Here is a 20,276-nt window from a genome sequence, read left to right as displayed (position 1 = left end):
TGATTGCGTTGCACAGTCGGAGAGTTGGGGCAGCACTCAAGGGAGAGGGACCGGGCGACGATGCAGGCGTCAGAGGTGCGGCGTGCGGTGGCCGCGGCCATGTCGACCGCCTCAGCACTCGGCCTGACAGCCGACGACGCGGTCGTCCTTCATGACTCGAACAAGCTCACTCTGCGGCTGCTGCCCTGTGACGTCCTGGCCCGGGTGGCACCGGTAGCGGATCAGGTCGCACAGTTCGAGGTCGAGCTGGCTCAGCGGCTCGCCGAAGCCGGGTGCCCGGTGGCCGCTCTCGAGCCGCGAGTGGAGCCACGCGTCCACGAGCGTGACGGCTTCGTCATCACGCTGTGGACCTACTACGAACCCGTGACGCCTCTCGAGGTCTCACCGGCCGACTACGCCCACGCACTCGAGCGGCTGCATGCCGGTATGCGCGGACTCGACGTCCCGACGCCGCACTTCACGGAACGGATCGAGCAGGCACGACGGCTCGTGGCGAACCGCGACCGCACTCCGGCGCTCGCCGACGCGGACCGGGAGCTGCTCGGCGGCACGTTGCGAAACCTGAGACGAGTGCTCGGCGAGCGCGGTGGCGCCGAGCAGCTGCTGCACGGCGAGCCGCATCCGGGCAATCTGCTCAGCACGGGGGAGGGGCTGCTGTTCATCGACCTCGAGACGTGCTGCCGTGGGCCCGTCGAATTCGACCTCGCCCATGCGCCCGAGGAAGTCGGCGAGCACTATCCGGGTGTCGATCAGGACGTGCTGCGCCAGTGCCGGATCCTCGTGCTGGCGGTGATCACGACGTGGCGCTGGGATCGAGACGACCAGTTCCCGAACGGGCGCCGGCTGGGTACGGAGTGGCTCGGCCAGATGCGAGCAGCACTCGAGCGCGAGTCCTGGTCCTGGCCCTAGCCCTGGCCCTAGCCCTCCAGGGCCGTGCTCTCCAGCGCCGCCGTCTTCTTGCGCCCGCGGCCCACCTGCGTGCGCACCGCCCCCATGCTCGCCGCGACGACGAGGGCGATCGCGGCGGCCTCCATGGCGGAGAGGGCCTGGTGGAGGATGAGGAAGCCGGCCGTCGCGGCGATGGCCGGCTCCAGGCTCATCAGGACCGCGAAGGTGGAGGCGGGCAGGCGGCGCAGGGCGAGGAGTTCGAGCGTGTAGGGCAGGACCGAGGAGAGCAGGGCCACCGCCGCGCCCAGCCCCAGTGTGACCGGGTCGGCCAGCTTCGCCCCCGACTCGGCGATGCCCAGGGGCAGGAACAGCACCGCACCGACCGCCATCGCCAGGGCCAGCCCGTCCGCCTGCGGGAAGCGGCGGCCCGTACGGGCGCTGAAGACGATGTATGCCGCCCACATGGCGCCGGCGCCCAGGGCGAAGGCCGCTCCCGTGGGGTCGAGGCCGCTGAAGCCTTGGCCGCCGAGGAGGAAGACACCGGCGAGGGCGAGTGCCGCCCACACCAGGTTGATCGCGCGGCGGGAGGCGAGGACCGAGAGGGCGAGCGGGCCGAGGACCTCCAGCGTGACCGCGGGGCCCAGCGGGATGCGGGCGACGGCCTGGTAGAAGAGGCCGTTCATCGCGGCCATGGTGATGCCGAAGACGACGACCGTGCCCCAGTCGGTGCGCGAGTGGCCGCGCAGTCGCGGACGGCAGACCAGCAGCAGGACGACCGCCGCCACGAGCAGGCGCAGCGCCACCACCCCGAGGGCACCCGCCCTCGGCATCAGGGTCACCGCCAGCGCGCCGCCGAACTGTACGGAGATGCCGCCCGCGAGCACCAGGCCCACGGGCCCGAGGGACCCGAGTCGGCCGGGGCCGCCGGCCGGGGAGGGCGTGGTGGCCGTCGCGGACTGGGGCGTGGTGGCGCTGGCGGGGGTGGTCACGGGCGGTCCTGTGCTGGTCGGCTCGGGGTGCGGGCTGTCTGTACACCGACCTGCACTCCACGTACATCCCGATGTACTTCCCGGTCCAGATTAATGGACTCAGTCAGGTGCGTGAAGCCATTTTGCCTCTGTCTTGGTCAGTGAGACGCCCGGGTGGGCCGGATGCGCCTCAGCGCCGGGAGAGATAGAGGCCGAACGCCTTGTACAGCAGCCGGTTGAGGGGGTACTCCCATTCGCCGAGATACTCGACGGCCTCGCCGCCGGTGCCCACCTTGAAGCGGAGCAGGCCCAGCAGGTGGCTGGACTCTTCCAGGGTGTCGGTGATGCCGCGCAGGTCGTAGACGGCGGCGCCGAGTTCATGGGCGTCGGTCATCATGCGCCACTGCACGGCGCTGCTCGGCTGGACCTCGCGCCGGCGGCTGGTGGAGGCGCCGTAGGAGTACCAGACGTGGTCGCCGACGGTCAGCATGGTGGCGGCGGCGAGCACCTCGCCGTCGTGGTACGCGAGGTAGAGCCGCATACGGTCCGGGTGTTCGGCGGTGAGCGCGCTCCACATGCGCTGGAAGTAGGACAGCGGGCGCGGGATGAACTGGTCCCGCTCGGCGGTCTCGCTGTACAGCTCGTGGAAGGCCGGCAGATCCTCGAGGTCGCCGCGTACGACCTTCACGCCGGCCTTCTCCGCCTTCTTGATGTTGCGCCGCCACTGCTGGTTCAGGCCGCTGTGGATGTCGTCCAGTGACCGGCCGGCGAACGGCACCTGGAAGACGTACCGGGGCTGCCCCGCGGCGAAGCCGCCCTCGCCGCCGGCCTCGGTCTGCCGCCAGCCCATGCGGCGCAGATCGCCCGCGATCCGGCCGGCGCGCGGGTCGTACGACGTCGCCCGCACGTCGTTCAGCCGCCCGGCGGCCGGGTCCGCGATCCCCGTCTTGACCGCTTCGGCGCTCCAGCGGCGCACCACGACCGGCGGGCCCATCCGCACCGCGAAGGCACCCCGCCGTCTCAGGTGCGCGAGCATCGGCTCCAGCAGCCGCTCGAGGCCGGGCTCGTACCAGTCGACGAGCGGGCCCTCGGGCAGGTACGCGAGGTATCTCCGCAGCCCGGGCAGCCGCGGCCCGGGCAGCGGGCGCAGCAGTACGAGCCCCGCGCCGACGAGCCGCCCGACCGCGTCGAACCAACCCAGACTCTCCGCCCGCCAGTCGGGCTTCACCTCGCCCCACGACGGGACCTGTGTGTGGCTGGCGGAGGGGCGGGCCGCGACGAACGCGAGGTGCTCGTCACGGGTGATCGGTTTGACGCGGATGCTCATACGCGGGGCTCCTTCGAGTGGCTCGTCCCGCGAGCGTAGGAGCGGCCCGGCCCACCTCCGGCTCAGACACTCGGGTCCGCCCGTCACGTGGTCCGAACGCCTCAAGCAGCCCGCTTCACCGCTCGTCCTCCGGCTCGGTCCCTCCCCCTCCGGCCTCATCCCCGGCCCTCTCCAGCGCCGCCGCCAGGACCTCTGCCAGATGGCTCCCCCGCACCCCCGCCAGCTGTTCGAGCTGTGTGCGGCAGGAGAAGCCGTCCGCCAGGACCACCGTGCCGTCCGGGGCGTCCCGTACCGACGGCAGAAGGTGTTCCTCCGCGCAGGCCGTGGACACCTCGTAGTGGCCCTTCTCGAAGCCGAAGTTCCCCGCGAGACCGCAGCAGCCGCCGCTCAGTTCGCCGGAGAGCAGAGCGGCTTGGCGCAGCCGGCGGTCGGCGGCGTCGCCCAGCACCGCGTGCTGATGGCAGTGGGTCTGGCCGGCCACCGGGCGATCCACGCGGGGCGGCGTCCAGTCGGGGGCGTGGCGTTCCAGCGTCTCCGCGAAGGTGAGGACCTTCGCGCCGAGGCGGGCCGCGCGCGGGTCGTCGTGCAGCAGCTCGGGGACGTCGGAGCGCAGGGCCGCTGCACAGCTCGGCTCCAGGACCACGACCGGGGCGTCGGTCTCCAGCACCGGTTCCATCAGGTCGAGCGTGCGGCGCATGACCGCCCGGGCGCGGTCCAGCTGGCCCGTCGACACATACGTCAGCCCGCAGCAGACGCGGCCCCGGCCGCGCAGCACCGACAGCGGATCCATCGCGACCGTCCGCCCGTCGCCCACCGGCGGTCTCACCAGCCGCAGCGTCGGCGGCAGCCCCACCCGCAGCCCGGCCGCCTCCAGCACCCGCACGGCGGCCTGCCCGACGGAGGGCGAGAGGTGCTCGGTGAAGGTGTCGGGCCACAGGATGACCAGGGCGCCGGAACCGACGGTCGCCTCACCCCGCCGCCGCTCCCACCACCGGCTGAACGTCCGCCTCGCCACCCGCGGAATCTCCCGCTCGGGTGCGACGCCGCCCAGTCGTTTCGCCGCCCACGCGAAGGGCCGCATCGCCGAGAGCGCGTTGACCAGCCGTGCCGTGCGCGTGCGGGACACCGCCCGGAGCCACTCCGGCAGCCGGCCCATCGCGTAGTGCGCGGCCGGACGGCGTCGCCCGGCGTAGTGGTGGTGGAGGAACTCCGCCTTGTACGTGGCCATGTCGACCCCGACCGGGCAGTCCGAGCGGCAGCCCTTGCAGGACAGGCACAGGTCCAGCGCGTCCCGTACCTCGGTCGAGCGCCAGCCGTCGGTCACGACCTCGCCCGCGAGCATCTCGTGCAGCAGCCGGGCCCGCCCGCGTGTGGAGTGTTCTTCCTCGCCGGTCGCCCGGAAGGACGGGCACATGACGGAGGAGCCGGACACCGACGTCGTACGGCACTTGGCGACGCCCACGCAGCGTCGTACGGCCGCCGAGAAGTCACCGCCGTCCAAGGGGTAGCCGAAGGCGACCTCGACCGGTTCGCGGGGCAGGACGGAGAAGCGCAGGTCGGCGTCGAGGGGGGCCGGGCGTACGAGCATCCCCGGGTTGAGCAGGTCGTCCGGGTCCCACACCCCCTTCGCCCGCTCGAACAGGCCCACCATCTCCTGCCCGTACATCCGGGGCAGCAGCTCCGCCCGTGCCTGCCCGTCCCCGTGCTCGCCGGACAGCGACCCGCCGTGCGCCACCACCAGCTCCGCGAGCTCCTCCGAGAAGCGGCGGAAACGGGCGACACCCGCCTCCGTCAGCAGGTCGAAGTCGATACGGACGTGGATGCAGCCGTCCCCGAAGTGCCCGTACGGCGTGCCACGCAGCCCGTGCTCGGTGAGCAGCCCCCGGAAGTCCCGCAGATACGCTCCGAGCCGGGCGGGCGGTACCGCACAGTCCTCCCAACCCGGCCACGCCTCGCTCCCGTCCGGCATCCGCGTCGCCGTACCGCTCGCGTCCTCCCGGATCCGCCACAGCGCCCGCTGCCCCGCCGGGTCGGTGACCACCAGGGCGTCCACGACGTCGGCCGCCCGCACGATCGCCTCCGCACGGGCGCGTGCCTGAGCCGCCGACTCCCCGCCGGTCTCCACGAAGAGCCAGGCCGCGCCCCGCGGCAGCGCGGCCGCGGACGGCACCAGGTCCGCCGACATCCCCTCCACCGTCAGCGGCCCGAACGGCAGCAGCCCGGCGGCGGCCTGAGCCGCCGCGCTCTCGTCGGCGTACGCCAGCACGGCCAGCGCACGCGCGCGTGGCGCCTCGACCAGTCCTACGACCGCCTCCGTCAGCACGCCCAGCGTGCCCTCGGAACCGCAGAAGGAGCGGGCCACGTCGGCGCCCCGCTCGGGCAGCAGGGCGTCCAGCGCGTACCCGGAGATACGGCGGGGCAGTTCCGGGAAGCCGGTGCGCAACCGGGCGAGCTCGCCGTCCACCAGGACCCGCAGCCCGTCCGGCGCCCCGGCCCAGTCCTGCCCGAGCCGCAGCCGCCGTCCCCGCGCGGTGACCACGTCCAGCTCGCGGACACTGTCGGCGGTGGTCCCCCACGCCACCGAGTGGGAGCCGCACGAGTTGTTGCCGATCATGCCGCCGAGCGTGCAGCGGCTGTGCGTGGAGGGGTCGGGGCCGAAGCGGAGCCCGTGCGGAGCGGCGGCCTCTTGGAGCCGGTCGAGCACCAGCCCCGGCTGCACGACGGCGGTGCGGGTCTCCGGGTCGAGCGACACGAGCCGGTTCATGTACCGGGTGAAGTCCAGCACGACACCCGTCCCCGTCGCCTGCCCCGCGATCGACGTCCCGCCGCCTCTCGCCACGACCGGGACTTCGCGCTCCCGGCACACCTCCAGGACGGCCGACACGTCGTCGGCGTCACGGGGAGCGACCACACCCAGCGGCACGCGCCGGTAGTTGGAGGCGTCCATGGTGACCAGCGCCCGGGAGGTGACGTCGAAACCCACGTCACCCCGGACGACCCGGCTCAGCTCGGCCTCAAGGGCAGGGAGATCCCCGGCATCCGTCATGCGTCCAGCATGCACCCGATCACTGACAGTGATGGATCGGGGCACCCCCTTGAGGCCTCAGCCCTTGACGGCGGAGCTGGCCACGCCCTCGACGAACCAGCGCTGGAAGAACGCGAAGACGATCAGCACGGGCAGGACCAGCAGCACGCCGAAGGCGAGGATCTGGCCCCAGTCCGGGGGCTGCTGTCCCTGGAAGACGCTCATCTCCAGAGGGAGGGGACGCACCGCCGGGTCGGACACCATCAGCACCGGCCACAGGAAGGAGCCCCACTGGATGAGGAAGGTGAGGATCGCGACCGAGGCGAACACCGGCCTGGACATCGGCACGATGATCGCGAAGAAGGTGCGCCAGGGCCCCGCCCCGTCCAGCCGGGCCGCTTCCTCGATGCTCGGCGGGATCTTCTTGAAGAACGTGTGGAACTGGTAGATCGCGAAGGCGTTGGCGACGAACGGCAGCGCCTGGATGAACAGGGTGTTGCGCTGGCCGTTGAACATGTAGAACAGCGGCACCGCCACCGACTCGAACGGGATCAGCATCAGCAGCAGGACGAGGGTGAACACCGCGTTCTGTCCCCGCCACTTCAGCCGCGTCAGCCCGTACGCGGCCATCGAGTTGACGATCAGTCCGCCCGTCACCACGACGAACGACAGCAGCACCGACACACCCATGAACTGCCAGAAGTAGCCGGTGCTGTCGGAGCTGAGGCTGTCGAGGACGGCGGTGTAGTTGTCGAAGGAGAGATGGGTGGGCAGGAAGCCGGACAGACCGTTCAGGACCTCGTCGGACGGCTTGAGGCTGCCGAGGAAGAGGTAGAGCGCGGGGAGGGCGAAGACGAACGCCAGGACACTCAGGACGGTGTAGTCGAGGACGCGGCGTACGGGCGTACGGGTCATGGCCATGGTGGAGTCAGTCCTCGTTGTCGGGCCGGACGACGCGGCGCTGGACGATCGTCAGGGCGACGACGATCAGGAAGAACACCACCGTGACGGCCGAGGCCTGGCCGATGTTGTTCTGGTCGAAGGCCGTGGTGACGGCCTGGTACATCACCGTCCGGGTGGCGTCCTCGTCCAGGCCGCCGCCGCGGATGAGGATGTACACCTGGTCGAAGACCCGGAAGGACAGCACCGAGGTCAGCATCGCGACGAAGACGAGGGTGCCGCGGATGCCGGGCAGGGTGACGTGCCGGAACTGCTGCCAGCGCGAGGCCCGGTCCAGCTCGGAGGCCTCGTAGAGCTCGCCCGGGATCTGCTGGAGGCCGGCCAGCAGGATGACCATCTGGAAGCCGACGCCCTGCCACACCGACAGCACGATGATTGAGCCCATCGCGGTGAACCCGTCGCCGAGCCAGTCGAAGGCACCCCAGTTTCCGAAACTCACCGTGTCCAGCAGGGAGTTGAGCATGCCCTGCTCACTGCGGGCGAGGATCAGCCGCCAGATCACGGCGACCAGCGCCATCGGGAAGACCACCGGCATGAAGAAGAAGGACCGGAACAGGCCGATGGCCTTCAGCTTGCGGTTGAGCAGGATCGCCAGCGCCAGCGCCAGACCCGTCTGGAGCGGTACGACGACCGCGGCGAAGGTCAGGTTGTTCAGCAGCGCCCGCAGGAACGGGCCGGACAGGTCGGGGTCGGTGAACAGCCGCCGGTAGTGCTCCACGCCGAAGAAGGTGGGCTCCAGCGGCGAGCCGAGGCGGACGTTGTAGAAGGAGAGCACCACGGCGTAGCCGAACGGGATGCCGACGAAGGCGATCAGCCCGCCGACGGCCGGGGCCGACATCAGCAGCCCGTGCAGCCGGTCGCGGTTGCCGCGCGACGGACGCGAGGGCTTCGCGGAGGGCGTGGACGAGGCGGCCTGCGCCCGGCCAGGGGCCGCGGGGTGCGCGGGTTCCACGGTTTTCACGGGAGGGTCCTCTTCCCGGCGGGGCGGGCTCGGCCGGTACGTGGCTGCGCCGTTGCGTCGCCACGTCGCCGACGGCCCGCCCGGGCCGATGCGTCCTGCGGGTTACGGGATCTCGTAGCCGGCGTTGTCGGTGAAGTCCCGGTCGATGGCGCGGGCGGCCTTCTGCAGGGCTTCCTTGGGGTCGGCACCGCCGTAGATCGAGTTCAGGGCCGTGTTGAACTTGGCGGTGACCGTGGGGTATCCGGCGCTCACCGGGCGGGTGACGGCGACGCAGGAGGCGCTGATGTCACTGTCGCCGCAGGGCTGGGCGAGCTGGTCGGCGAAGAGCTGGAGCGGGCCGCCCTTCTTGTACAGCTCGCTCTTGGCGAGTGCGGACTTGGTGGCGGGCACCGCGCCGTTGGCCTTCGTCATCGCGCCGACGTTGGTGTCGTTCAGCAGGTAGTCCAGGAAGGTGCCGGCGGCCTTGCCGTTCTTGCCGGCGGCGCCGATGCCCCAGGCCCACGAACCCTGGCCGGTCTTGGGGCCCTTGCCGAAGTCCGGCAGCGGCAGGACGACGAGGTCGTCACCGAGCGCCTCGCTGTACGCGGGGTAGTTCCAGTGGCCGACCCAGCTCAGCGCCACCTTGCTCCTGGCGAAGGCGTTGCCGTCGGTGTTGGGGTCGACGTACGTCTTCCAGGACTGGAAGGTCTTCATCGCGGAGACGACGTCCGGGCTGTCGAGGGCGCCCTCCGCCTTGCCGTCCTTCAGCAGGCCGCCGCCGGCCGACCAGACGATCGGGGAGAAGCCGAAGGTGCCCCACTCGGTGGCCAGGCCGTACTGCTCCGATATGTCGAGGACCTTGCCGTCGGAGTCCTTGCCCTTCAGCGCCGTGAGCGCCTTGCCGAACTCCTCGGCCGTCCAGGCGTCGTCCACGCTCTTCGGGTACTTCACGCCGGCCGCGTCGAGCAGCTTCTTGTTGGCGTACATGCCGAGCCCGGCGTCGAACATGCCCAGGCCGTAGTGCTTGCCGTCGATCTCGCCCTGCGCCTTGATCGCATCGCTGACGTTGCCGAGGGTCTTGGCGGAGACGTGGCCGTCGACCGGGGCGAGCTTGCTGTTGTAGACGAAGTTCGCCATCGTCGGGCCGTCGAACTCCAGTACGTCCGGCAGTTGGGAGGCGTCGGTGGTGGTGATGGTCTTGGTGTAGTCGTTCTCGGGGATGAGCTTCAGCTCGGCCTTGACGTCGTTCTGCGAGGAGTTGAAGGACTTCACCGCGTTCTGCAGCGCGGTCGCCTCGCTCGCCTGGCCCTGGTGGGCCCAGACGCTGATGGTGCCCTTGCCGCTGCCCTCCTCGGCGGAGGTGTCCCCGCCGCCGCCCCCGCCACAGGCGGCCAGCGCGGCCAGGGGCAGCAGGGCGAGGGCCGTCAGGCCCGTACGACGGTGTTTTCTGTTGCCGATGATCATGATGGTGCCTCCGTGCGGGGTGTGCGGGTGGGTGCGCGGACGGTGGGGAGGGTCCGGGGGCCGGGACGGCGCCCCCGGTCGCGGGCGGGGAAGGGGAGGGGTGGCGCTGTCGCCGCCGGCCGGTGTGGGGACGGCTGGCGCTATCGCTGCCGGCCGGTGTGCGGCGGAGCGGTGGTCTCGCGGAGAACGAAACGGATGGGCATCTCGACGGGGGGCGGCGGCCCGGCGTCCGGGCCGTCCAGCCACGCCAGCAGCAGCCGGGCCGCCTCCCGGCCCTGGGCCGCGACCGGCTGGGCCACGGTGGTCAGCCCGACCACCTCGGACAGCTCGTGATCGTCGAAGCCGACGACGGACACGTCCTCCGGAACCCTCAGCCGGTGCCGGCGCAGGGCGCGCAGCGCGCCCATCGCCATCTCGTCGGACTGGGCGAACACGGCGGTCGGCGGGTGGCGCAGCGCCAGCAGCTCGGTCATGGCCCGCTCGCCGCCCTCGACGGTGTATCCGCCGTCCGCCTCCAGGGCGGGGTCGGGCTCGATCCCGGCGTCGGCCAGCACGTCCAGGTAGCCCTGCCGGCGGTCCAGGGGCGTGGTCCAGTGCAGCGGCTCGCTGGCGCCGGAGATCATGCCGATCCGCCGGTGGCCGAGGTTCACCAGATGCCGTACGGCGCTCTCCGCGCCGCCCCGGTCGTCGATGCCGACCACCGTGAACCCGGGCCGGGCGCCGCCGACCGTGGTCGCCAGCGGCACATCGAGGGAGCGCAGGGCTGCGGCCTCCTCCGGGTCCGGGATCAGCAGGGACAGCACGGCGTCGACCCGCTTGCGGATCGGCAGCTTGGTGAAGAAGCGCTTGCGGGCCTCCGGTGAGCCGAGGTTGTACAGCAGGACGTCGTAACCGGCGGCGCTGAAGACCTTCTCGGCGGAGTCCAGCACGGTGCCGAAGAACCAGCGGCCCACGTACGGGACGACGACGCCGATGGTGTAAGTGCGCCCGCTGGCCAGGCTGGACGCCGAGCGCGAGGCGGTGTAGCCCAACTCGGCGGCGGCCGCGACGATCCTCGCCCGCATCTCCTCCGACACTCCGGGACGGCCGCGCAGGGCGCGGGACACGGTGGACGCCGAGACCCCGGTGGCCTCTGCGACATCGGTGATGCTGACCGTCACGGGACGCTCCTTGATCGGGTGCACGCCGCGGGTCAGGGGGCCCGGAAGCACGTCGGCGTGAGGGGGAGTGACGAGACCGTAAACCCGCCCCTTCTGTTGCGCAAGCGTTTGCGTTCAGATTTACTTCGGCTGACTCTCAGAAGAACTCTCGCCAGCCAGAGCACAGCGCACGCGTTTGAGTGCCGCTGTCGGCAGACAGGACCCGTCCATGCGATACGCGCCGCCCGGCCTCTGTGTGAACGACTTCGACCTCCTGCGCCACGCGGACGGCACCTACACCGCGCTGCACCTGCAGGGGCCGTGGACGGCCGAGTTCGACCACCTGCGCATGGAGACGTCCTACGGCCGGGCCACCTCCACCGACCTGGTCCACTGGGAGCCGCAGGGCACGGCCTTCGGCAACGGCCTGCCGGGCCGCTTCGACCAGCAGGCGGTGTGGACCATGCACGCCTTCCCGCACGGCGACGGAATGGCGATGCTCTACACCGCCGTCTCCGGACTCACCCCCGACGGCTGGCCCCTGCAGTCGGTCGGCCTGGCCCACTCCGACCGCGCCGACGGCACCGGCTGGCGGCGCCACGGCACGGGGCCGGTCGTCGAGGCGGACGGGCGCTGGTACCGCACGGGCGAACGCATGGGCTGGCGCGACCCCTTCGTCGTACGCGACGACGAGTCCGGCGGCTGGGTCATGGTGGTCTGCGCCGCCGACGCCTCCCTGCCGGTCGAGGTCAGCGGCTGCGTCGCCTGGGCCACCTCCGACGACCTGGAGCACTGGACCGTCCACCCGCCGCTGATCTCCCCCGGCGACGTCGACGAACTGGAGTGCCCGGCCCTGGAGCGCCTCGACGACGGCGGCTGGCTGCTGCTCGGCTCCGTCGGCGCCACCCGGAACTTCGAGGCGTGGACCGCCCCGCGCCTGCGCGGTCCGTGGACCCGCCGCGGTCCGCTCGGCCCGACGGGCGCGTACGCCCCGCGCGTCGTCACCGCCCCAGACGGCTCCCGCGTCGTGCTGCACACCACCCCCCGCCGCGTCGGCCTCACCGACACCGGCGACCGCTGCCGCGGCATGCTCGCCCAGCCCAAGTCCCTCGTCGTAAGGGAGGAGGCGGTGCCCCGCCTGGAATGGTGGCCGGGCCTGGACCCCTGGCTCGGCGAGGAGACGTACGACGCCCCCCTGCACGCCGTCGGTGACATCGACCTCTCCGGCCGCACCGAGATCACCCTGCGCACGCATGTCTCCGACGAGGGCCGGCCCGCGCTCACGGTCGGCTGCGACGGCAAGAACCTCCGGGTCACCGGCCCCGAGGGCACTCCGCTCGGCGAGACCCTCCTGCCGGAACCCGCCGCCGCACTGCGCATCCTCACCGTCGGTGAGTACGTCGAGGTCTACGCCGACGGCGTCTTCGTCCTCACCACCCTGTGCTACTCCGGCCGCCCCGCCCCCTGGACGGCCGCCTCCGAGGGCCGCGTCCGCCCTGTCGCCGTCCGCCCGGTCCGGCTGCCGGCCCCGCACCGCGACGACGCCTCGGCCGTCTGGCCCGGCCCGCCGCCGCACTGACGGCCGCCGGAACACCGTCTCACCCGACGGACGACGTTTCGCCCAGGTTTCCGGAAACGGCTACGCTCCCCTGCGTGGCTGAGATCCAGATTCCCGCTGACATCAAGCCCGCCGACGGACGTTTCGGCGCGGGTCCCTCCAAGGTGCGGACGGAGGCGCTGGACGCCCTCGCCGCCACCGGCACCTCCCTCATGGGCACCTCCCACCGGCAGGCCCCGGTCAAGAACCTGGTCGGCAAGGTGCGCGAGGGCGTCCGTGAGCTGTTCCAGCTCCCCGACGGCTACGAGGTGGTCCTCGGCAACGGCGGCTCCACCGCGTTCTGGGACGTCGCGACGCACGGGCTGATCGAGAACAAGTCGCAGCACCTCACCTTCGGTGAGTTCTCCTCCAAGTTCGCCAAGGCCGCCAAGCTCGCGCCGTGGCTGGCCGAGCCGGACGTCATCTCCTCGGACCCGGGCACGCACCCCGAGCCGGTCGCCGAGGCGGGCGTGGACGTCTACGCCTTCACGCACAACGAGACCTCGACCGGTGTCGCCATGCCGATCAAGCGCGTGGCGGGCGCCGACGAGGGCTCTCTGGTCCTGGTCGACGCCACGTCGGGCGCCGGCGGCCTGCCCGTCGACATCGCCGAGACGGACGTCTACTACTTCGCCCCGCAGAAGTCCTTCGCCTCCGACGGCGGACTGTGGATCGGTGTCTTCTCCCCGGCGGCGATCGAGCGCGCGGAGCGCATCCACGCGTCCGGCCGTCACGTCCCGGAGTTCTTCTCGCTGCCCACGGCGATCGACAACTCCCGCAAGAACCAGACGTACAACACCCCGGGCCTCGCCACGCTGTTCCTCCTCAACGACCAGCTGGAGTGGATCAACGGCCAGGGCGGCCTCGACTGGTCGGTCCGCCGCACGGCCACGTCCGCGCGCACGCTGTACGGCTGGGCCGAGGACGTCAAGTTCGCGAACCCGTTCGTCGCCGACCCGGCCAAGCGCTCGCAGGTCATCGGCACGATCGACTTCACCGACGAGGTCGACGCCGCCGCCGTGGCCAAGGTCCTGCGCGCCAACGGCATCGTCGACACCGAGCCGTACCGCAAGCTCGGCCGCAACCAGCTGCGTGTCGCGATGTTCCCGGCGATCGACCCGGCGGACGTCGAGGCGCTCACGAAGTGCGTCGACTACGTGATCGAGAAGCTCTGACCTTCTCTCGTACGTGAGTCTCGTACGTGATTGAGGGGCGCCCGGCGGATCACCGCGGGGCGCCCCTCTCGTCACCTCGGACGATGCTCAGGCGGGCAGGTTCAGCCGCCGTGGCCCAGGAGCCCGCTCAGGGTCTTGCCGACCGCCGCGACGGTCGGCCCGGCCGCGCCCGGCGTCTTCTGTGCCGTGGCCTGCGGCTTGGGGTCGGCCAGCTTCTTGCAGACGGCGTCGGCCGTGCCGCTGCCGTGCGGCACCTTGCCGTTGGTGAGGTACGCCGCCAGGTGCTTGTCGAGGCAGGCGTTGCCGCCCAGCGTGATGCCGTGGTTGCCGCCGCCCTGCTCCACCACCAGGCTGGAGCCCTTCAGCAGGCGGTGCATGGTGACGCCGCCCTGGTACGGGGTGGCCGCGTCGTCCGTCGCCTGGAACAGCAGGACCGGCGGGAGCTTGGAGTTGGCGACGTTCACCGGCTTCAGCGTTTTCGTCGGCCAGAACGCGCACGGGGCGTTGTACCAGGCGTTGTTCCAGGCCATGAACGGGGCCTTCTCGTACACGGCCCAGTTGTCCTTGCGCCACTGGTTCCAGTCGCGCGGCCAGGAGGCGTCACGGCACTGCACGGAGGTGTAGACGCTGTAGCCGTTGTCGCCGGAGGCGTCGATGGCGGCGATGTCGTCGTACGCCTTGACCAGCGCGGCGGTGTCGTGGTCGTTGACGTAGGCGGCGAACGTCTTGGCGAGGGTGGGCCAGTAGGCGTTGTTGTAGCCGCCGGGTATGAAGATGTCCTCAAGTTCGGAGGCGCCCACCTTGCCGCCCGCCGGCTTCTTGGCGAGGGCCGCCCGCATGGCGTACCACTTGGCCTCGATCTTCTTCGGATCGGTGCCGAGCTTGTACGTGGAGTCGTACTTGGCTGTCCAGGCCATGAGCGCCTTGTGGCGCTTGTCGAAGGCGTAGTCCTGCTTGATGTTGGCGTCGTACCAGACCCCGGTCGGGTCGACGATCGAGTCCAGCACCAGGCGCCGCACCCGCTGGGGGAACAACTTGGCGTAGACCGCGCCGAGATAGGTGCCGTACGAGTAGCCGAAGTAGTTGATCTTCTTGGCGCCGAGGGCCTTGCGGATCGAGTCCATGTCCTTCACGGCGCTGACCGTGTTGATGTACGGCAGGACATCGGCGTACTTCTTGCCGCAGGCCTGGGCGAAGGACTTGGCGCGCGCGAGGTTGGCCTTCTCGATCGCGGGCGCGCTGGGCACGGAGTCGGGGCGCACCGGGTCGAAGTGGCCCGGCTTGCAGTCCAGGGCGGGCTTGCTCGCGCCCACGCCGCGCGGGTCGAAGCCGATGACGTCGTACTGGGCCGCGACCTCCTTGGGCAGGGAGGACGCGACGAAGCTCGCCAGCGACAGGCCACTGCCGCCGGGGCCGCCGGGGTTGACGAGCAGCGGGCCCTGGTACGTCGAGGCGGTGTGCGGCACGCGGGACAGCGCCAGCGTGATCTGCTTCCCCTGCGGTTTCGCGTAGTCGAGCGGCACCTTCACCGACGCGCACTGGAGCGTCGGGGAGTCGTCCGTGGCGCACTTCTTCCACGTGACCTTCGCGGCCCGGGCGGTGTTCGCGGAGTGCGACGCGTCGGCGCTGGCGGGAGCGGCGGTGAGTGTCCCGGCCAGTACGACGGTCGCGCCGCACAGTACGGCTGCGCTTCTTCTCATGGAGTTCTCTCAGAACGGTGAGGGGGGTCAGGCCCGCGTGTCACACGGGCCGTGCCGCATCGTTTCGGAAGAGCACGCCATGCACATACATATTCGACCAAGACTTGACCGAATCGAGTCACCCCATGCACCCAAACCCCTTCAAAGAAGGGGCACTTGGGCTATTACGAACATACCGCCAGTCCCAACAGGTCAGGATCCTGCGAAGGGCTGAAGGACACCGGTGACGCCCTCCTGCTCCCCCTTCTCCTGCTCTCCCTTCGCCGCGTCACCCTCGCATCGGGTCTCCGTCATGGCGTTCTGGGAGCCGAACAGGACAGACCAGACGATGCTTTCGAGTCCCTGCCTCTGGTCGCGTGACGTGGTGCACGAGGAACCCTGACCGTCGCCACGGCCAGACGGCGCAGCGGCCTGGGCCGCGACGGGCGCGGCGGAGGTCAGCGCCGCCGCGAGGATGATGACGGCCGCACCGGCCGAGTGCGCCAGAGATCGAGGCATACGGTACAAACGTGGAGTTTTCATGATCACACCTTGAGCGGAAAAGCGCCCAGGAGGAAGGCTGACGGCTCCTCGGCCGGGCAACTGAACCCGAACGGCCGCCCGCACCGTACGCCGCCGCGGCGGCCGCTCACGTCCGGCGGCTCACGTCCGGCGGGTCGAGGGCTGCGGGGGCAGCACCACGTCTCCACTGCGCTTGAGCCGCTGCCAGGGCAGCCGATAGCCGTTGATCGCGGTCAGGCAGGCCTGGGTGAGGACCAGATACATCACCTGGCGGTAGACGACCTGTTGCAGAGGGAGCGCCCACAGGGGCCGGAGCCGCTCGCCGTCGAGGTGGAAGGCGTACGCGGCGCAGACGGCCTGCACCGCCAGCACGCCGCACCACGCGAGCACGGTGGTGAGCGGGTTCCCGAACACCAGGCCGTAGAGGGCCAGGATGTCGATCAGCGGGGCGAGCAGCGGGGTGAAGATCTGGAAGACGGCCAGCAGGGGCAGGCCGAGGCGGCCGAAGCGGCCCGCGGGACCGCGCTCGAGCAGCGCGTGACGGTGTTTCCACGCGGCCTGCATCGTGCCGTAGCTCCACCGGTAGCGCTGGCGCCACAGTTCCCGCAGCGAGGAGGGTGCCTCGGTCCAGGCCAGTGCGTCCGGCACGTAACGGATCTCCCACCCGGCCCGGTGCAGGGCCATGGTGAGGTCGGTGTCCTCGGCGAGGGTGTCCGCGCTCACCATTCCGGCGTCCCGCAGGGCCTCGGCGCGAAAGGCCCCGACGGCACCGGGAATGGTGGGCATGCAGCGCAGCAGGTCGTACATGCGGCGGTCGAGGTTGAAGCCCATGACGTACTCGATGTGCTGCCACCGGCCGAGCAGCCGCCGTCGGTTTCCGACCTTGGCGTTGCCCGCGACGGCCCCGACCCGAGGGTCGGCGAACGGCTGGACGAGGCGGCCGACGGTCGAGGGGGCGAAGACGGTGTCGGCGTCCAGCATGACGACGAGGTCGTGGGAGGCCCGCAGGACACCGGTGTTGAGGGCGGCGGGTTTGCCGCCGTTGGGCTGTCGGACGACGGTGACGTTCTCGAGGGCGAGTGACTCCGCGAGGTCGGCGGTGCCGTCGCGGGAACCGTCGTCCACCACGATGATCTCGACGGGGTGGTCGCTAGCGGCGAGGGAGCGGAGCGTCTTGGGGATGCACAGCCTCTCGTTGCAGGCGGGGATGACGACGCTGACGGGCCGGGTGACGGGCCGGTGCCCGCCGGGGCCGGGGCGTCGGCGGCGGGCGTGGTGACGGGCCAGGACGATCAGCAGCACACACCGGGCGAGGACGAGCGAACCGACCACCAGCAGCAGCGCGCTGACGGCCGTGACCGCTGTCGCCGACACGGTGACGGCGGCCACGAAGACGCGGCCGCTCCACAGGTCCGCCGCGTCGACGGGGCTGGTGAGGGTGTCGGTGCCGACGAGGCCGGCGATCGTGGTGAAGCGATAGCCCTGGGCCTGCAGCCGGGGGATCAGGGTCTCGAGGGCCTCGACCGTCTGCGACCTGTCCCCTCCCGCGTCGTGCAGGAGGACGACCGCACCCCTGCCCGCGGTCGGTGTGGCCGCGTCGGTGATCTCCCGGGCGCCCGGCCGCCGCCAGTCGTTGGTGTCCTGGTCGATGAACGCCAGGACGTAGCCCTTCTCGCCCAGGCTCCGGGCCAGGGACCACTCCGAGGCGTCCAGGGCGGAGGGAGTCGAGGAGTAGGGCATCCGCATCAGCGAGCTGTGGATGCCCGCGGCCCCGGCGAGGGCGAGTTGGGTCAGCGACAGCTCCCGGTCGACGTCGCTCGCGGACCGGGTGGTCAGGTCCGGGTGGGAGAAGGTGTGCACGCCGATCTCGTGGCCGGAGCGGACCACACGGCGCAGCACGTCCGGGTACCGGGCGGTCTGCTGCCCGGTGACGAAGAAGGTGCCGGGCGTGCCGTAGCGGTCGAGAACGGCCTGGATGCGGGGCGTCCAGGTGGGGTCGGGGCCGTCGTCGAAGGTCAGGACGACGGTCTTGTCCGGCGTGCGATAGGTGCGCGGACGATCGTTGGTGGTGTCGACGACCGGGCCGCCGTCGGCGATCGAGCGGGGGACGCCGGTGGCCGGTCGTCCGCCGCGCCCTTCCTGGTCGCCGGCGAAACCCCTGGTGGTGTAGCCCTCGACGAGGAGGACCGAGGCGACGAAGGCCAGCAGGACCAGGGGGACGACGATGCGGAAGCGATGCCGGGGCGCCAGGGGCGCTCGCGTCCGCCGCGGACCGGACGGCCTCGATGGACGGTCGGGTGACCGGTCGGGGCGCCGCCGCATCAGGGGGCCTCGGCCACCGAGGGGTCGGCGGGCGGGGGCGTCTCGGCGACACCGGACGGTGCCGAGGGGCCGGTCGCCGGCCCTGTGGGCTCAGGTGCCGGTGGGGCGGGTGGGGCAGTGGTGGGCGGAGCGGGTGAGGGCGGGGCCGGAGGCGAGGGCGTGGTGGTGCCCGTGCCCGGTTCAGGGGAGGGAGCGGTGGGATCATCGGGGTCGGCGGGCTGCTCCGGTGAGGGCGGCTCCTGTGTCGGTGGTGCCTGCGGTTCTGGTGTGTCGGAAGGTGCCGGTGCGCCGGGCGGTGGGCTCCCGGGCACAAGGGGCGGGACGAGGGAAGGGCCGGGCCCGGTGAGCCCCGGGACGAGCAGGGCGCTGGGGCCGGCCGCGTCCGAGGTGTCGTCAGGCGGTGCCAGGGGCGTCCCGCCCGGGGCCTGGGCCCTCGGTGCGGCGGGCGCCGCCACGTCGCCGGGCAGCAGCGCCCCCGGCGCGAAGGGCGTCGCTCCCATCAGGCTCAGCCCCAGCACCGCCATGTAGGCCGCCGCACAGCCGGCCAGTCCGTAGCCGGCGCGCCGGAGATTACGCGCACGCCGGCCGGAGGAGTCGACGAACACCGGGAGGCGCGGATCGCTCGACGGTTCCTGCCCTGTTTGCTCCCTATTGGCACGGTAAGGCGCCATAAATGCCAGCGTACGCCGCCGTGGAGCCGTCGGTCGGCCGAGGCGCCCGGCGAGCACCGGACGCCCCCTGACCCCGGACGTCAGGTCGCCGTACAGCTCACACTCGGCACCGCTCCGCCCCCGGGAGCGCCGCCGAGACCGAGGCTCGCCGAAGACCCCACCGGCACGCTCCCGTTGTGCGCGGCGTTCACAGCCGTCACGCTCGCCCCGCTCTGCGTGTACGAGGCGTTCCACATGCTGGTGACCTTCTGCGTGCCGCTCCACGTCCAGGCGACCTTCCACGAGGTCAGCGGCGTAGTGCCGGTGTTCGTCACCTTCACCTCGGCGTTGAAGCCGCCGCCCCAGTCGCTGCTCACCGTGTAGACGGCGGCGCAGGCGGCCGGGCCGCCGGGGTCACCCGGCCCGCCGGGGTCCGGCCCGGAACCGCCTCCCGCGAAGCCCGGTGCCTTGATCGCCTTGAGGTATCCGTCCTTCGCGGTGTCCACGGTCTGCCAGTCGTCCTTCAGGATGCCTCCCGTGTCGCCGGAGTTGGGGTTCCAGGACCAGAACGTCCAGTGGAAACTGTCGGCGCCGTTCGCCGAGGTCGACCGCAGGTACGTCACCAGCGCGGACAGCCACCTCTGGTCCACCGCCGGCTGGAGCGTCGTACCGAACTCGCCGAGCCACACCGGGGCGATGTTCTGCTTGAAGACGTAGCCCCAGTACTTGTCCCAGATGCCCGGCATGTTGGCGGGGAAGGACGGGTCGCTGAACCACGACTGCTGGGCCACCGACGTGGCGTAGTCATGGGCCGAGTACACCAGCCGGTTCGGCACGTCCAGCTGGACCGGGTACTGGGCCACGCCCATGAGGTTGCCGCCCCACCAGCCGTTCGTGCCGTTGTGAGACTGCACGCCCTCGACCATGATCAGCAGCTCGGGGTTGACCGACAGCACCGCGTTCCCCGCGCGCTGGGCGGCCAGCCGCCAGTCCCTGCTCGTGTCGCCGCAGCCCCAGCAGGCCGGGTCGTGGGGCTCGTTGTGCAGGTCGATGCCGACGACGGTGGAGTTGCCCTTGTAGCGCGTGGCCAGGGCCTTGAGATTGGCGATCCAGGTCGACTCGGGAACCGACGCCGTGTACCAGAGGGCCGACTGGCCGGCCGCGTCCGGGCGGTGCCGGTCGAGGACGATCTTGAGTCCGGCCTGTCCGGCGTACGCCACGATCCGGTCCAGGACCTGCAATGACGTCAGCCCGCGCAGGTCGGTGTTCTTGCCGTCGTGATTGATGCTCTCGGGCATGGCGCCCGGCTTGAGGATGTCGTCGCTGAAGGGCATCCGGATGGTGTTGTAGCCCAGCGACTTCATCTGGTCGATCATGCTCTTGTAGTCGCGGGCCCACAGGCCGTGGACGACGCGGATGTCGGTCTCGAAGCCGAACCAGTTGACGCCGGCGATCCGGACGGGCCGGCCCGCCGCGTCCAGGATCTGACGGCCGCTGGTGTGCCAGTAGCCGTCGCCCGCGGCCTTCGTACCCACGTCGGCCTGTGCCGACTGCGTGCCGGCCAGCGGTAACAGGAGCGCCGCGGCAACACACAGCGCTCTGCGCAGAGTGCGGAACATG

15 protein-coding genes are annotated in these 20,276 nt (G+C 71.4%); 3 read left to right on the top strand and 12 right to left on the bottom strand.

The window, feature by feature from the left end; all coding sequences use genetic code 11:
- Window positions 1–60: 60 nt before the first annotated feature.
- Window positions 61–909 carry a phosphotransferase enzyme family protein gene (locus OG542_RS22725; protein WP_328413395.1) on the top strand — a complete coding sequence of 283 codons (849 nt, stop codon included), beginning with the start codon at window positions 61–63 and terminating at the stop codon, window positions 907–909.
- A gap of 8 nt (window positions 910–917) precedes the next feature.
- Here OG542_RS22725 and OG542_RS22720 read toward each other — a convergent pair whose 3' ends face one another.
- From OG542_RS22720 to OG542_RS22690, 7 genes are all read right to left on the bottom strand, one after another.
- Entirely contained in the window at window positions 918–1,877 is a 960-nt protein-coding gene (locus OG542_RS22720) for an EamA family transporter (protein WP_328413393.1), read from the bottom strand.
- A 169-nt stretch (window positions 1,878–2,046) separates the two neighbouring features.
- Window positions 2,047–3,183, bottom strand: coding sequence for a lipid II:glycine glycyltransferase FemX (locus OG542_RS22715; RefSeq protein ID WP_328413390.1), 1,137 nt, complete (start codon window positions 3,181–3,183; stop codon window positions 2,047–2,049).
- Between the two features lie 115 nt (window positions 3,184–3,298).
- Entirely contained in the window at window positions 3,299–6,229 is a 2,931-nt protein-coding gene (locus tag OG542_RS22710) for an FAD-binding and (Fe-S)-binding domain-containing protein (RefSeq protein ID WP_328413388.1), read from the bottom strand.
- A gap of 57 nt (window positions 6,230–6,286) precedes the next feature.
- Entirely contained in the window at window positions 6,287–7,129 is an 843-nt protein-coding gene (locus OG542_RS22705) for a carbohydrate ABC transporter permease (protein ID WP_311126315.1), read from the bottom strand.
- A gap of 7 nt (window positions 7,130–7,136) precedes the next feature.
- Window positions 7,137–8,129, bottom strand: coding sequence for a carbohydrate ABC transporter permease (locus OG542_RS22700; protein WP_328413385.1), 993 nt, complete (start codon window positions 8,127–8,129; stop codon window positions 7,137–7,139).
- Between the two features lie 102 nt (window positions 8,130–8,231).
- The gene (locus OG542_RS22695) at window positions 8,232–9,572 is read right to left on the bottom strand and encodes an ABC transporter substrate-binding protein (RefSeq protein WP_328413383.1); all 1,341 of its coding nucleotides are present in this window, start codon (window positions 9,570–9,572) and stop codon (window positions 8,232–8,234) included.
- A 140-nt stretch (window positions 9,573–9,712) separates the two neighbouring features.
- A complete protein-coding gene (locus OG542_RS22690) occupies window positions 9,713–10,732 on the bottom strand; it encodes a LacI family DNA-binding transcriptional regulator (RefSeq protein ID WP_261680842.1) in 1,020 nt (339 codons plus the stop codon).
- Window positions 10,733–10,940: 208 nt separating this feature from the next.
- On the opposite strand from OG542_RS22690, the gene OG542_RS22685 reads away from it, so the two are divergent.
- Together OG542_RS22685 and serC are read left to right on the top strand one after the other, a co-directional pair.
- Window positions 10,941–12,290 carry a glycoside hydrolase family protein gene (locus OG542_RS22685; RefSeq protein ID WP_328413380.1) on the top strand — a complete coding sequence of 450 codons (1,350 nt, stop codon included), beginning with the start codon at window positions 10,941–10,943 and terminating at the stop codon, window positions 12,288–12,290.
- Window positions 12,291–12,364: 74 nt separating this feature from the next.
- Entirely contained in the window at window positions 12,365–13,483 is a 1,119-nt protein-coding gene (serC, locus tag OG542_RS22680) for a phosphoserine transaminase (RefSeq protein ID WP_328340205.1), read from the top strand.
- Window positions 13,484–13,584: 101 nt separating this feature from the next.
- Here serC and OG542_RS22675 read toward each other — a convergent pair whose 3' ends face one another.
- From OG542_RS22675 to OG542_RS22655, 5 genes are all read right to left on the bottom strand, one after another.
- Complete coding sequence (locus tag OG542_RS22675; protein ID WP_328413378.1) at window positions 13,585–15,183, bottom strand: alpha/beta hydrolase; 1,599 nt, start codon at window positions 15,181–15,183, stop codon at window positions 13,585–13,587.
- 192 nt (window positions 15,184–15,375) lie between these two features.
- A complete protein-coding gene (locus tag OG542_RS22670) occupies window positions 15,376–15,681 on the bottom strand; it encodes a hypothetical protein (protein ID WP_328413376.1) in 306 nt (101 codons plus the stop codon).
- Window positions 15,682–15,825: 144 nt separating this feature from the next.
- Window positions 15,826–18,006, bottom strand: coding sequence for a bifunctional polysaccharide deacetylase/glycosyltransferase family 2 protein (locus OG542_RS22665; RefSeq protein WP_328413374.1), 2,181 nt, complete (start codon window positions 18,004–18,006; stop codon window positions 15,826–15,828).
- A complete protein-coding gene (locus tag OG542_RS22660; protein WP_328413372.1) occupies window positions 18,006–18,677 on the bottom strand; it encodes a hypothetical protein in 672 nt (223 codons plus the stop codon). Before OG542_RS22660 ends, OG542_RS22665 begins: the two co-directional genes overlap by 1 nt.
- Window positions 18,678–18,757: 80 nt before the next feature.
- Window positions 18,758–20,275 (bottom strand): cellulase family glycosylhydrolase, encoded by a 1,518-nt coding sequence (locus OG542_RS22655; protein WP_328413370.1) that lies wholly within the window; start codon window positions 20,273–20,275, stop codon window positions 18,758–18,760.
- Window position 20,276 lies beyond the last annotated feature (1 nt).

This window comes from Streptomyces violaceus, assembly GCF_036014075.1.
Lineage (GTDB): Bacteria > Actinomycetota > Actinomycetes > Streptomycetales > Streptomycetaceae > Streptomyces > Streptomyces violaceus.
Note: the sequence above shows the minus strand (reverse complement) of the source record. Positions and strands in the feature narration are given on the sequence as shown.